This window comes from Streptomyces sp. NBC_00989 (assembly GCF_045162655.1).
Classification (GTDB): Bacteria; Actinomycetota; Actinomycetes; order Streptomycetales; family Streptomycetaceae; genus Streptomyces.
Genome location: NZ_CP108728.1, coordinates 362,832 through 376,134 on the forward strand (window position 1 = coordinate 362,832; position 13,303 = coordinate 376,134).

A 13,303-nucleotide genomic window follows, 5' to 3' on the forward strand; every position below is an offset into this window, starting at 1 on the left:
TCTGTCAAGCTGCGAGAGTGGCGGGTGGCAGGGTCTGGTAGGTCCGTCCGTCGCTGAGGAGCATGGACCTCGACGCCGTACTGGCGCGTCACCCGAAGGTCACGTTGGCCGACGTACTCGCGCACGCCAACATCCCGGCTGCCCCGACGAGAAACGCTGGCAGGACATCGAGGAGCTGCTCAACGCGGGCATCGACGTCATCTCCACCGTCAACATCCAGCATCTGGAGTTGCTGAACGACGTCGTGGAACAGATCACCGGCATCAGGCAGCGGGAGACCGTACCCGACGAGGTCGTCAGCCGCGCCGACCGGATCGAGCTGGTGGACAGGTCCGCGGAGGCGCTGCTCCGGCGCATGGTCCACGGCAACATCTACCCGGCCGAGAAGATCAACGCAGCCCTGGCGGACTTCTCTCCCTGGGCAACCTCACCGCTCTGCGGGAGATCGCCCTGCTGTGGGCGGCGGACCGCGTCGAGGAGGCCCTCCTGCGTACCGCGACGAGCAGGGCATCCAGGAGCCCTGGGCCACCAGGGAACGCGTGCTGGTGGCCTTGCCCGGTGGGCCGGAGGGCGAGACTCTCATCCGGCGCGGCGAGCGGATCGCCTCCCGGGGAGCGGGCGGCGAACTGCTCGCTGTTCACGTCATGAGCGGCGACGGGCTGGTCACAGCTTCCCCGCACCTGCTGGACCGTCAGCGCGCCCTGGTGGAAAGCTTCGGCGGCAGCTACCACACCGTCGTCGGCGACGATCCCGCCCATGCCGTCCTGGACTTCGCCCGCCAGGCCAACGCCGGCGAGATCCTCATCGGCGCCACCCGGCGCAGCCGCCTGAGAGCGCTGTTCAGCCGCGGAGTGGGCACCGCCATCGTCGAAGGCTCCGGTGACGACATCGACGTCTACATCGTCACCCACTCCGCAGCCGCACACGGCCGACTCCTGCGCCCCCGCGCAGGTGGAGGCCGGGCTCCGGAGTCCGGTCAGTGAACCGCGACGCCGCTCGCACCACATCGAGTGATCGCGAGTCGAACTCTCGTGGCAGGGCGACGACTTCGCCGCTCACTCGGGCGACACGGAGTGAACGGGTACCGAGGAGATACTCGCCAGGGGGCCGCCGCCCTGATGCTTCGTGCCCCTCCCCTCCACCAGGTTCCCTTCGCTTCTCACGTTGACGGAAGCGTCCAACGCTGGCCGACCGCGCCCGTGCAGGTGGCGATGGTCAGCTGGGTCTTGTTCGTTGCGCCGTTGCTGGAGTCGGTGAGGCAGAGGCCGGAGACAGGGTTAACGATCTCGCCGGACGCGTTCGCCTTCCACTGCTCGGCCTGGGTGCCGTTGCAGGTGTGCAGTTGGACCTTCGTGCCAGAGATCGTCGCGCCGTCGGTGACGTCCATGCAGTCGTTGAGCACCTGCAGGGTGTTGTCGGGGACGACCTTCCAGGTCTGCGCGGTGGTGCCGTTGCAGGTGTAGATCTGGATGGCAGTGCCGTTCGAGGTGCCCGAGCCGGCGTCGTCGACGCACTTGCCGGCGGCGGTCTCGGCAAGCGTGCCGCTGGGCTGGGCCACTCCGGTGCCCGGGGTGCCGTCGTAGGACGGCGGTGCGGCCGAAGTGGCCGCGGCCCAGGCGGTGTTGGCGGACGAGGAGAGGGTGAAATCCAGCTCCGCGGAGCTGCCGAGGTACGAGGCCGGGACGTACGCCTTGTTCCAGGAGCCGCCGTTGAGGCTGAGCGACTGGACGTACGGTGACCCGTCCGCCGCCGCGGGGGCGTTGACCGTGAGCGCGTGTCCGCTGCCCTCGGTGACGACCGCCGAGGTGAACATCGGGCTGCCGATGGCCAGATCGGCGGTGCCCGGGATCTCCGGGTAGAGGCCGAGGGCCGACCACACGTACCAGGCGCTCATCTCGCCGAGGTCGTCGTTGCCGGCCAGGCCGCCGGCGGTGTTGGTCCACAGCTGGTCCTGGACGGCGCGCACGGTGGACTGCGTCTTGTACGGCTCCCCCACCCAGTCGTACTCCCAAGGCAGCCCGAAACTCGGCTCGTTGCCCATGTTGGACTGGGTTCCGATGACGCTGCCCAGGCCCTGGAAGCCGCCGAGCACGCTGTCGAGGTACGACGCCAGTGACGAGGGGCCGCCCTCCAGGGACGCCAGCTCGGCGAGGTTGAACGGAATCATCGGCGTGTAGGTGAAGGCGTCGCCCTCAGCGAAGTCGTTACTCGACGTGCCGGTGATCAGCTTGGCGTTGAAGCCGTCCATCCAGCGGCCGTTGGAGTGCCGGGGCTGGATGTAGCCGGAGGACGAGTTGTAGACGTTCTCCCAGTCCTGCGCCCGGTCCTGGAACTTCTTCTGCGTCGCGGTGTCACCGAGCGCGCCCGCGAACACCGACAGGGCGAAGTCGTCGGTGTCGTACTCGAGTTGGGTGGAGGTGGTGGCGTACTCGTGGCAACAGCCGTAGAGCGAGTTGGTGGGCAGATAGCCGAAGGAGTCCAGGTATGTCACGCCGGGGGTGACGTCAGTGTCGGTCGTCTGCTCTTTCACCATGGCGGACAGGGCTGTCGACGTGTCGAAGTTCCGTGCGCCGAACGCGTAGAAGTCGGCGAGCAGCGGCACGGCGGAGTCGCCCACCATGATGTGGGTCTCGGCGGTCTCCATGCCCCACTTGGTCAGCGTGCCGCCCTGCTGGTAGTCGTCGACGATCGACTGCGCCATGTCGGACGCCACCGACGGGTCGAGCAGCGCGGTGAGTTGGGCCTGCGAGCGGTAGGTGTCCCAGGTGGAGAAGTCGGCGTACTTCGCCGAATGGCCGCTGCCCACCGTGTGCACCGCGCCGTCGAAGCCGCGGTAGGAGCCGTCGGCGTCGCTGATGACGGAGGGGAAGAGCGAGGCGTGGTAGAGCGCGGTGTAGAAGACGTGCTGCTGGTCGGACGTGCCGCCGGTGACAGCGATTTCCGACAGCTCGGAGCTCCACGCGGACGACGCCGCCGACTTGACGGCCGCGAAGGTCTTCCCGGTCACCTCGGCGTCCCGGTTGGCCGCGGCCTCCGGCACCGAGGTGTAGGAGATACCGACCCGGGCCTCCACGGTCCTGCTGCTCGTGGTGTCGAAGGTCAGGTACTCGCCGCCGGTGAAGGTGCCGGTGGCGGTGTAGGGGTGGTCGAAGGTGATCGCGTAGTAGAGCGTGATCGGGGTGGTGTCCTCGCAGAAGCCGGTACTGGTGATCGACCCTGTCACCGTGTTGCCGCCGCTGAGGTCGAGCGTCGAGGAGGTGTACGGCGTCTGGGTGTCCTGCACCTTGAGGAGCAGGCTCGCCTGGGTGGAGGACGGGAAGGTGAACTGCCCGATCCCTGCGTGCGTGGTGGTGGTCAGCGCGACGCCGGTGCTGTTGCCGAGGCTGACGGAGTAGGAGCCGGGCGAGGCGCTCTCGTCGGAGTGCGAGAAGGTCTCGGTCGTGGAAGCGGGGTCCGAGCCGAGGGAGCCCACCACCGGCAGAATCGGCAGGTCCCCGGCCGCGTCGCAGCCCACACCGGACACGTGAGTGAGGCTGAAGCCGGAGACGGCCGAGTCGGAGTAGTTGTAGCCGCCGCCCTTGGGACGTGAGGTGGTGTCGGGGGACCACTGGAGCATGCCGTGCGGCATGTCGGCGCCGGGGAAGGTGTTCCCGGCGCTGAAGTCGCCATTGCCGCCGGTGCCGATGTAGGGATTGACCAGCGACACGGGATCGGTCACAGCCGCCACCGCCCGTGTCGTACCGGCCAGTTGACCGGACACGGCGAGCGCGAGCGCCGCGGCAGCCGTCACCAGAAGGCGGAGCACGGCACGGGGGCACGGGGAGTCAGCCACGGGGCAGCACCTCATCGAGAACGGCGTCGGCATGGGCGGTGATACGGCCGGTGGCGACGTAGGACGCGCCGTCGGCGGCGAGTTCGGCGACCCTGGCCTGAGCTTCGGCCAGGGACGGGGCGCTCGAACTGAGCGCTGGCGGGACGGCGTAGGCGTCGGTGACGACCGTCAGGTAGTGGTCGGTGCCGTACCAGTGGGTATCGCCGTCATCGACCCGGGCGCCCGCGTCCGCGCCGGACCCCACGAACCAGGGATACAGGGTGGTGTCCGCGTACCCGGTACGGGGGTCGACGGCCTGCCCGCCGAGAACGTCGGCGTGCGCGGCGGGCGTCGCCGTGGCGGCGAGCAGCCGGGCCGAGACAGACACGAGCGTGGCCCGAAATCTTCGGAAGACCATGAGCATGCCAGACCCCTTCGCAGCGCTCGGCGATCGCGCAGAGCCTAGGGGGCACAGATGTCCAGCCGCTACGCCCGGGTAACAAGTCGCCGTCGAAGAGCCCGACCGCGGGGATACACCATTCCCCCGGCGCCCAGGCCCCAGGATTCTCACCGGCCGCAAGCCGCTCCAGAAGGGCGCTCCATCGTTCGTTCAAGGCGGACCATCGATGCACGTCCCTCACATCGTGGGGCACAAGCCGACACCGCCGCGCACGCGCCGGCCCTGCTGCCCAGGGCGGCGCGCGGGGGAATCGCAGTCGGATCCGTGGCTGAATCGAGGCGCGTTCAGGCTGCGTGGCTCTCGGGGCGTTCGGCGAGGTGGCGGCGCTCGAAGCGGGCTCCGGCGCGGACGAGGGCCGCGAGGCGGGGTGCGTTCACGGCTCGCCAGCGGGCCTGGGCGGACTCGGGCCGTTGACGAGTGGCGAACCAGGTGACAAGTAATCCGCAGTAACTTTCGGATCGAAGGTCGCCCGGTAAGTGGCCGGCCGAGATAAGACCGCGAGGGGGACAGCCAAGGCTCTCCGGTATGGACGTCCAGGTCAGTCCGCTGCGCTGGCTGCCGCTTCGAGAGCCTTCCGGAGTTGCGCGACGTCGGGTGCCCCGGCCAGGCCGCCGGGGGTTCGGTAGATCCGGCAGGAGAGCGACGGGGTGGTGCCGGGCTCGGCGAACGGGTCGCGGCCGTCGATGACGATCGTCGGGGAGCCGGTGAAACCGGACTGCTCGGCCTCGGCCTGGTCGGCGACGACGCGGGTGGTGAAGGTCGCCTCCTTCAGCCCGGCGTCGTCCAGTGCCTGCCGCAGCCGCTTCTCTGTGAGTTGCTGGTTGGGGCAGTCGGGCACGACCAGGATCTCGATCTCCATGTCCCCACAATCGCGCGTTCCGACGCCGTACGCGGGAGGGTGAGGCTGTCGGCTTCGCCGTACGGGAGATTCGCGGTGTCGCTCGCCTGCGGGGTCGAGTGAGCAGATGGGGCGGGGCTGGGCTCCGGCCACGGTGGCGCAGGTCGTCGCCGCGACGATGGCCGCGCTGGGAGTGTACGAGAGGGAGAGCACTCCAGGGGAGCACGCGGAGGAGGATGCCCGCTCCCCCGTGCCACTGGGACGGCTTTCGCATGTCCGGGCTCAGACCGTGCCGTCGGCCGCGTCGTCCTCGGCCCGTAGGTCAGGCGGCGGCATGGTGGTGGAGGGCATGGTGGGGGTCGTAGCCGTGGGCAAGGTGGTCGGTGTGGACGGTCGCGGCCATCAGCCGCGGGACGGCGTGGATGAGGGCGTGTTCGGCGGCGACGGCCGGTGCTCCGCCTCCGCATCGAACACTCCGAAAGCGTGCTGGTCTGGGCGGGCGAGGCGTCGACCGCGGTAACCCGGGTCGGCTGGTGCTGAATCGCCAGGTCCGCCTGCTGAGCTCGTGCGTCGCCCGGCTCTGCCGTACGGCCCCGCCCGTGATCGCCGGGTCGGCCGGGGAAGGCAGGCATCAGCGCATCGTCCGCGGTCAAAGGCTCTTGTCCCTTCAAGCCAACACAGCGTCAACTCGCCCTGGGTCCGGGCTGGTTGAGGTGGAAGCGACTCCAGCACCTCCTCCGTCACAGGATCCACGACGGCAGATCCGACCGCCGGGGCCTTCTTGGAGTGGCGGGGTCCGTGGCAGTGGTGTCCGGGGACGGCGTCGCCTGCGGCAGTGTCGCCAACTGGGTTTCGCCCGGTACCTGCCCGGAGTTGAGCGCGCGGCCGCGGCCGAGGAGGGAAAGTCCTCGGCGCCGAGGACTTTCCTGAGCATGAAGATGGAGGCGATCGAGGTGGCGGGGATTCCGCAGAGCACCACGCAGGAGACGCCGTGGTCGCGCAGGACCATCTGGTAGCCGACCCAGAGATGCGCCAGGAGCAGAGTTCCCCAGACCACCGACCCGGCCCGATGGCCACCGTCGCCGACCACCACACTTCCGGGACCAGCGCAGGTGCGATCGTTGGCACCGGGGCGCCGCTCGATCACAGCCCCTATGGCTGGGCGGGGCCGACAGACGGGACGCGTTGTCGGCGCAGGAGCAGGTCTGCGGGCCGCCACAGGGCGAAGGCCACGCCGAGGCCGAGGGGGATCTGCAGGAACTGCAGGATTATTGGAGGCCCGGGCTTGTCCCCCCGCCTGAGTGGGGCACGGCCCTGCGGATCGACGGTCACCGTGTAAGTGCCGCCTACCACCCACTTCCAGCCCATGAGGCCGTTCTCCTCGAACGGAGCCAGCGGCGGGCCGTCGAGGACGGTGACGGTGTAGAGGCGGGCGCTGTCACCCATGCCGTCGCCGGCGGACCACTGAATCTGTCGGACCCTGACGTGTTCGGTACGCCCGTGCCGGTGCAGTGCCTGCTGATCCAGCTCCTTGTTCTGCAGGAACAGCACCCCGAGGAGGCACACCGCACACAGCAGCCACCGGATGTCCAAGTACCAGCACGTGCCCAGGCACACGCAGGCGAGGAGGATCACCAGCGCGCACAGCACGTCGATCCACTGGGCGTGCGCAAAGACGGCTGTGCGCACGATCGCCCACAGCGCCAACGCCGCACCGGTGCTCGCGGCGCCCACCAGCACCCGCCGCCCCACACCTGTCCACCCTTGGCCTGCTTCCTCCGCGCTCACCCTCACCCCTGCTCTCGACGAAACCGCCGGCCTGGTGGTGCACGCGTTCCAATGTATGGATTGTTGAACGATCCTTCAATAGGATGGTTCGACATTGAGTCGTCTGCTTCGCGGACGCGGAACGGCAACCCACCGGAGGGCCGAAGGAAATGAGCCGGCATCAGTTCGAACAGGTCGACGACCTCGGGCGGATCCTGTTCTGCGACGACCCCGCGCTGCAGCTCGAGTGCGTGCTGGGGGGCCTGGAGACCGCGGAAGGCACAGTCACCCTCGATCCCGCACAGACACCCCGCCTGCCCACCGCCCTCTTCGAGTTCAGGCATGCCCGGGGCGTGGGCTACTTCGGGTACGTCGCGCCGAAGGGAGCCTCCCCCGACGAGATACCCGAGGAACCGCAGCTCGAAGGCGCCATCCTGTTCGGCATGAGGCGCCTACCGCCCGACGTCTACTGCGACCTGCCCTCGATCCCCGGATGGGAGCTGCACGAGATACCCGATGAACAGCCAAAACTGGACCCGCACTACGGCTACACCTACTCCCGGCTGGAACTACGGACACCCGACGGGGAGATCTACTCCCGGACCTGGGTCCCGCACGACCCCGACTGGGAGGCCGCCGCCCTGCGTCACGGCCACGTCGTGTGCCTGTGCGGCGTGGAACTGGGGATCCGCGGGGTGTACGCGATGACCGACGCCCAGCACACCCCGGGCATGCGCCACGAATCCTTCCGCCGCGGATGCGCATTGGGTCTGACCATCGGCGGACTCGTCACCTACGTCGACCACCGCTGACGCGCAACACCAAGGCGGCAACCGTCAAGTACGAACTGGGGCCGCCTCCACCCGCCGGAGATCACATCGATGCTCCGACCACACCAAGGACGGTGGGGCCAAAGCTCCCCACATCACCTTGGCGTCAACACCGGTGGGTCCAGCCCTGATTGCCAAACCTGACAGGCACAACCAGGCAGCAGGACATCAACCGTTCGCCCGCTCCACCGCGCTGCGTTCCACACAGAATTCGTTGCCCTCGGGGTCATACAGCGTCACCCACCCCGTTCCGTCGGGCCTTCGATGGTCCCCCTGAAGCGTGGCACCGAGCGAGAGCAGACGCTCGACCTCCTCGTCCCGGGTGCGGTCCTGGGGCTGGAGATCCAGATGCACGCGGTTCTTCACCGCCTTGCGGTCATCGACCCTGACGAACAGCAAGGTGGCAGCAGCAGTCGTGACCACGGCTTCCGGATCCCCAGGAAAGTCGTCATCAGCCAGCGAGCCGTCCAGGGCCTGGGCCCAAAAGCCCGCGAGAACGAACGGGTCGGCGGCGTCGAAGGTGAGATGACGTATCAAAGAACTCATGCCCCAAGCCGATCATGAATGCCTCCCACCGTCCAGAGGCAGCCAGCCTCGACGCCGACCGCCTCACCAGACTCCAGGCACGATCGAAGAGACACCGCCTAGCACCCAGTTCGACTGACCACACCCATCGACCGGTATGCGGAAGCCTTCTCAGAGACAGGAGCGGCAGCGGGGTGGGTGTCCACCGCGGTGGACACCCACCCCGCCACGGGACTGGCACTACCGCCCAATGGTCACCAGTCCACCGATACTCCAGGGCGGGGTCCCGAAGGCCCCTTGTGGGAGTCGAATCGCCCCAAGCGCATCTGTGTCGGTAGCCGCCTTGGCCAGACCCTGCGGTCGGTTCGCCGACCCGCTACGGCAACATCCCAAGCCGGCTCAAGCAGTTCATCAACTCGACGGGTGACCTGAGGCAAGCAGGGGCGAAGCTCGCCAAGTAGTGAACCGGTCAGGTCGCCTGAGCGGGTCGCTTGAGTAGGTCACCATCTGTCCTACATAGCTTCTAGCCTGCGGTTTATGCAGAACCACGAGGACGGCGTCGAGATCCTTGTCCCCGCGAGCCCGGCCGAGCTGGAGACGTGGCTCGAAGAGCATCACGGGGAGAAGGCCGCGCTCTGGGTGAAGATCGCCAAGAAGCATACCGGCATCTCGTCACTCACCTGGGAAGAGATGGTCGACACGGTGCTCTGCTTTGGCTGGATCGACGGTCAGCGGCGAGGCTTCGACGACTCGTACTTTCTGCAGCGCACGACACCCCGCCGCCCCCGCTCCGCCTGGTCGCAGGTGAACGTCGACAAGGCCGAGGCCCTGATCGCGGCAGGCCGGATGCGCCCCCGCGGCCTGGCCGAGGTCGAGGCGGCGCGGGCCGACGGCCGCTGGGAGACGGCATACGCCTCGCAGAAGAACGCCACCGCACCACCGGATCTCATCGAAGCCCTCGACGCGAACCCTTCAGCGCGGATGTTCTACGACACGCTCGGCAAGTCCGACCAGTTCGCCCTGTACCTCGGTCTGGTCACCGCCCGTACCGAGAAAACGCGGCTGGCCCGCTTGGAGCGGATGGTGGCGTCGATGGCAAGGTCCGAGCGGCCATCATGATCGACCGCTCGGTCAACGCGCAGATCAAGGGCATCAAGGCCCGCGGAGGCTCATAAGGAGCCCCAAGAAGGCACTGTCACGAAGCGCAACCGTCGTCGCGCGCCTTGGCGATCTCAGGGTCAGACTTTCATTCCGCACAGGGCGCCCCGCGCAAAGAGTTCGTGATTCAACTGCCCGAACTCTTCGGGAACTTCACCTAAGCCCAATCACCCCGAAAGGCAATAAGGAAACACGATGACCAATTCTAGCGATTTCCCCAAGCCCACCATTGTTCCGGTCAACGGCGTGGAACTCGAAGTCTTCGAAGCAGGACGAGAAAACAAGGGAAAGCCCATCGTGCTCTGCCACGGCTGGCCTGAGCACGCGTACTCCTGGCGTCATCTGATGCCCGTCCTCGCCGAAGCCGGCTACCACGTCATCGCACCGAACCAGCGGGGTTACGGCAACTCATCCCGCCCGGCCGAAGTGACCGACTACGACATCGAGCACCTGTCGGGCGACCTCGTCGCGCTCCTCGACCACTACGGATACGAAGACGCCACCTTCGTCGGCCATGACTGGGGTGCCTTCGTCGTCTGGGGACTGACCCTGCTGCACCCCGACCGTGTGAACAAGGTGATCAACCTGTCCTTGCCTTACCAGGTGCGCGGTGAAACGCCGTGGATCGAGGTCATGGAACAGTTCCTCGGCGGCGACTTCTACTTCGTCCACTTCAATCGACAGCCCGGCGTTGCGGACGCCGTATTCGATGCGAACACAAGCCAGTTTCTCCGCAACCTCTACCGGAAGAACGTTCCCCCGGCGCCCCCTGAGCCGGGCATGGCGTTTATCAACCTCGCCCTGGCGGAAGCACCGCTCGGTGAGCCTGTCATGAGCGACAGCGACCTGGCCGTCTACATCTCCGGGTTCGAGACGTCGGGATTCACGGGCGGCATCAACTGGTACCGGAACCTCGACCGCAACTGGCACCAGCTGGCGGACGCGGACCCGATCATCCAGCAGCCCACCCTCATGATCTACGGCGACCGGGACCCCTTCGGCCCGAGGTCCGAAACCCTGACAGAGTTCGTGCCCAACGTGGAAGTTGTCGGCCTGGACTGCGGGCACTGGATCCAGGAGGAAATGCCTGAGGAATCAAACCAGCTGATTACCAAATGGCTGGAACAGCAGGATGCCACCGTCTGAGAAGGCTTCCGCATACCGGTCGATGTGTGTGCTCAGTCGAACTGGGTGCTGGATCGGGTGATCGCTGCGGCGTCGGCGCATGAAGACGGGGCACCCTCGGTAGCTCGGGGTTGCGAAGCCACTCGAACACCCAGGAGACCCTGTTGTCGCAGTCTTGCGTGACCACGTCTGTCGCGTCCAACTCCCCCGTGTCGCCGTGCGATTGTCTCGCGCACCGGTTCGGAAACGCCGCGGACCGGACGGACCGGACCTCGTGCTACGGCTCCGATATGAGCGAGTCGGAGTGGCAAGTCATCCGGCCGTTGCTCTGCGTGCTTCTCCACACGAATCTCGGTACGGGCGAAGGGCGGTCGCCGCAGGGCGGTTGCAAGTTCCGGGATCGCGTAGATCGTCCGCGTCCAGCGGGAGTTGACGCAGCAACAGCACAGGCACGAGACCGGTGATCATCAGGGTGTCTACGCCAGCTGATCACATTGAGGTCCCGTGCCTGCCGCTCCATCCTCCCTGGTCCCTGCCGCCCTGGCGAAACTGGGCCCCCTTCACCAGCACGACACCGGTCGCCTGCGCGCCCACCTCCAGCGCGTACCCGACCCGCGTTCGCGTCGCGGGCGGTGGTATCCCCTGGTCGGCCTGCTGCTGATCTGCGCCTGCGCAGTCGTCTCCGGCGCCCGGACCACCACCGAGATCACCGAGTGGGGACAGCGCGCCACCACCGCGGTGCTGGAACACCTCGGCATCCGGCGCCATCTGCCCGGACGCCGGCGCGCCCCGTCCCCATGCCACCTTCACCCGGCTCCTGGCCGCTCTCGACGGCGATGCCCTGGACGCCGCGATCGGCGCCTACCTGGCCGGACACAACTACACCGGCGTCGACGCCACCGGCTCGGTGCCGCGGCCGGCGATCGCGGTGGACGGCAAGGCATTGTCAGGCTCCGCACACCGGCAGCAGCGCCACCGGCACCTGCTGTCCGCCGTCACCCACGCCCCTACCGTGACCCTGGCCCAGCGTGAGGTGGGGGCCAAGACCAACGAGACGACCGCATTCCGTCCGCTGCTGGAACCACTCGATCTGACCGGCACCGTGGTCACCTTCGACGCCCCGCACAGCGTCAAGGACCAGGTGCGCCGGCTGGTACAGGAGAAAAAAGCCCACTACATCGCGGTGATCAAGGGAAACCAGCCGACCGCGTCGGCCCAGCTCAAGGCCCTGCCGTGGGACCAGGTGCCTGTGGCGCACACCGTCTCCGGCACCGGGCACGGCCGGCGGGAGTCCCGCTCGGTCAAGACCATGGCCATCGCGGCGAACCTGGGCGGGATCGCCTTCCCGCGAGCCCGGCTGGCCTTGCGCATCCACCGGCGCCGCCAGGAGAACGGCAAGCGGCTGACCCGGGAGACGGTCTACGCCGTCACCAGCCTCGACACCCACCAGGCCACCCCTGCCGACCTGGGCGGATATGTGCGCGGGCACTGGGGAATCGAAAATTCCAGCCACCATGTCAGAGATGTGGTGTTCGCCGAGGACGCCTCCACCGTCCACACCGGCAGCGCGCCGCGGGCGATGGCCGCTCTGCGGAACCTGGCCATCGGCAGACTGCGGCTGCTGGGAGCGGACAACATCGCCAAGACCACCCGAGCGATCCGGGACGCACCCGAACACGCCATCTGGATCTGGGGCATCACCGACAGCCCGCTTCTACCGGGAACTTGAAGCCGCCCTGACCGGGGTCAGGGCGGTGGCGTGGTGTTCGCCTTTGCCGGCGTCCAGGCCGAGGAAGACGCCGATTTCGCTGATGTCGATCACGTGCACTCTCCGGTCGTACCCGTCCCGGCCTCACCTGCGGCACCAGCTGCCGGCATCCACATTACGAAGAGCCTCCCAAGTCCCAGAAGAACCGGTGGTCATGCCCCTAGTCAGCGGTCTGCCAGTGCCCGGCACCGGTGACACCACCCCCAGATCATGATCAACAGGGGGGGAGCAGTCATGCCGGGCCCGGAGGCCGGGAACCCCATTGCGGGGCCGAGTAAGACGGCAATGGGGGGCGGTAATACCTCCGCAGGGGTCTTTCATGCCGTGCGTGTGTCGACTGTCTCGCAGTGTCGGGCAGGAGGTTGTCCACACCAATCGGCAGGGGATAGCTGGACAATTGCTCGGATGTGAGGATTTGCCGTAAGCCGCCGAACACGGCGGAGTGGCAAGTGAAAGAGAATCCGATCAGCATGAAGAAACTCGTTGTCAAGAGCAGGCGTGCGTTCGCCGTGGGCTTCGTCGCCTCCACGCTCGCCCTGGGAATAGGTGTCGCCGCCCCCGGTGTCGCCTCCGCGCAGCCGGCGCCGGTCTCGGGTAGTGCCCAGCACACCCAGAATCCGCCGAGCAACATGGATTTGGGCATCGACTTCTGGGAGAATATGGGATGGCCGAACTGGCGCAACCTCGGTGACCGGGAGTGGATCGAGGCGGCCCACTGGACTGACAGCAACGGGGTTACCCACTCCGACTTCGTCTTCACCGGCGGCCGGTTCTACGACCGCGACCAGGGCCTCATCAACTTCATGAACAGCCCGGCGGCCCCCAGCTCCAGCCACGGGTACACGGGGACCTTCCAGGAGTACAACACGACCATCTACGACCGTCAGCGGGACGACGTGGTTCCCCGGCGTGACGCCAACCGGATCGTCAGGGCGATCGGTACCGGCGACCTGTTCTGGACCGACGACCACTACTCGACGTTCCACTACGCGGGACGGAGCTAGCACATCCGAAGGGGGTG

At 67.5% G+C, this 13,303-nt stretch carries 10 protein-coding genes and 3 pseudogenes; 7 read left to right on the top strand and 6 right to left on the bottom strand.

Annotated elements, in window-relative coordinates; genetic code table 11:
• Positions 1-62: 62 nt before the first annotated feature.
• Positions 63-962: pseudogene (locus OG714_RS01700) on the top strand (universal stress protein); the annotation flags it as partial.
• A gap of 197 nt (positions 963-1,159) precedes the next feature.
• Here the strand turns inward: OG714_RS01700 and OG714_RS01705 are convergent.
• From OG714_RS01705 to OG714_RS01725, 5 genes and pseudogenes are all read right to left on the bottom strand, one after another.
• The gene (locus OG714_RS01705) at positions 1,160-3,832 is read right to left on the bottom strand and encodes a lectin (RefSeq protein WP_406117999.1); all 2,673 of its coding nucleotides are present in this window, start codon (positions 3,830-3,832) and stop codon (positions 1,160-1,162) included.
• Entirely contained in the window at positions 3,825-4,235 is a 411-nt protein-coding gene (locus OG714_RS01710; protein ID WP_406118001.1) for a hypothetical protein, read from the bottom strand. Before OG714_RS01710 ends, OG714_RS01705 begins: the two co-directional genes overlap by 8 nt.
• Before the next feature lie 574 nt (positions 4,236-4,809).
• Positions 4,810-5,130, bottom strand: a complete 321-nt coding sequence (locus OG714_RS01715; protein WP_406118003.1) for a DsbA family protein — start codon at positions 5,128-5,130, stop codon at positions 4,810-4,812.
• A 301-nt stretch (positions 5,131-5,431) separates the two neighbouring features.
• A pseudogene (locus tag OG714_RS01720) lies at positions 5,432-5,557 on the bottom strand (cation diffusion facilitator family transporter); the annotation flags it as partial.
• 704 nt (positions 5,558-6,261) lie between these two features.
• Positions 6,262-6,861, bottom strand: coding sequence for a hypothetical protein (locus OG714_RS01725; protein WP_406118004.1), 600 nt, complete (start codon positions 6,859-6,861; stop codon positions 6,262-6,264).
• Positions 6,862-7,046: 185 nt separating this feature from the next.
• Between OG714_RS01725 and OG714_RS01730 the strand changes: the two genes are divergently transcribed.
• Positions 7,047-7,688 carry a hypothetical protein gene (locus tag OG714_RS01730; RefSeq protein WP_406118005.1) on the top strand — a complete coding sequence of 214 codons (642 nt, stop codon included), beginning with the start codon at positions 7,047-7,049 and terminating at the stop codon, positions 7,686-7,688.
• 186 nt (positions 7,689-7,874) lie between these two features.
• Here the strand turns inward: OG714_RS01730 and OG714_RS01735 are convergent, their stop codons facing one another.
• Positions 7,875-8,252, bottom strand: a complete 378-nt coding sequence (locus OG714_RS01735; protein ID WP_329438308.1) for a VOC family protein — start codon at positions 8,250-8,252, stop codon at positions 7,875-7,877.
• Between the two features lie 516 nt (positions 8,253-8,768).
• Between OG714_RS01735 and OG714_RS01740 the strand changes: the two genes are divergently transcribed.
• The 5 genes and pseudogenes from OG714_RS01740 to OG714_RS01760 all read left to right on the top strand — a co-directional run bounded on the left by OG714_RS01740 (position 8,769) and on the right by OG714_RS01760 (position 13,286).
• A complete protein-coding gene (locus OG714_RS01740) occupies positions 8,769-9,350 on the top strand; it encodes a YdeI family protein (RefSeq protein WP_406118006.1) in 582 nt (193 codons plus the stop codon).
• Between the two features lie 234 nt (positions 9,351-9,584).
• Positions 9,585-10,535, top strand: coding sequence for an alpha/beta fold hydrolase (locus OG714_RS01745; protein ID WP_406118007.1), 951 nt, complete (start codon positions 9,585-9,587; stop codon positions 10,533-10,535).
• Positions 10,536-11,018: 483 nt separating this feature from the next.
• Positions 11,019-11,231: pseudogene (locus OG714_RS01750) on the top strand (transposase family protein); the annotation flags it as partial.
• 124 nt (positions 11,232-11,355) lie between these two features.
• Positions 11,356-12,243, top strand: a complete 888-nt coding sequence (locus OG714_RS01755; RefSeq protein ID WP_406131689.1) for an ISAs1 family transposase — start codon at positions 11,356-11,358, stop codon at positions 12,241-12,243.
• Between the two features lie 509 nt (positions 12,244-12,752).
• A complete protein-coding gene (locus tag OG714_RS01760) occupies positions 12,753-13,286 on the top strand; it encodes a hypothetical protein (protein WP_406118008.1) in 534 nt (177 codons plus the stop codon).
• Positions 13,287-13,303 lie beyond the last annotated feature (17 nt).

Bases quoted from the DNA above. Each gene is read 5' to 3' on its own strand.
- OG714_RS01710 (WP_406118001.1), bottom strand. From the start codon at position 4,235: ATGCTCATGGTCTTCCGAAGATTTCGGGCCACGCTCGTGTCTGTCTCG.
- OG714_RS01715 (WP_406118003.1), bottom strand. From the start codon at position 5,130: ATGGAGATCGAGATCCTGGTCGTGCCCGACTGCCCCAACCAGCAACTC.
- OG714_RS01730 (WP_406118005.1), top strand. From the start codon at position 7,047: ATGAGCCGGCATCAGTTCGAACAGGTCGACGACCTCGGGCGGATCCTG.
- OG714_RS01735 (WP_329438308.1), bottom strand. From the start codon at position 8,252: ATGAGTTCTTTGATACGTCATCTCACCTTCGACGCCGCCGACCCGTTC.
- OG714_RS01740 (WP_406118006.1), top strand. From the start codon at position 8,769: ATGCAGAACCACGAGGACGGCGTCGAGATCCTTGTCCCCGCGAGCCCG.
- OG714_RS01745 (WP_406118007.1), top strand. From the start codon at position 9,585: ATGACCAATTCTAGCGATTTCCCCAAGCCCACCATTGTTCCGGTCAAC.
- OG714_RS01760 (WP_406118008.1), top strand. From the start codon at position 12,753: ATGAAGAAACTCGTTGTCAAGAGCAGGCGTGCGTTCGCCGTGGGCTTC.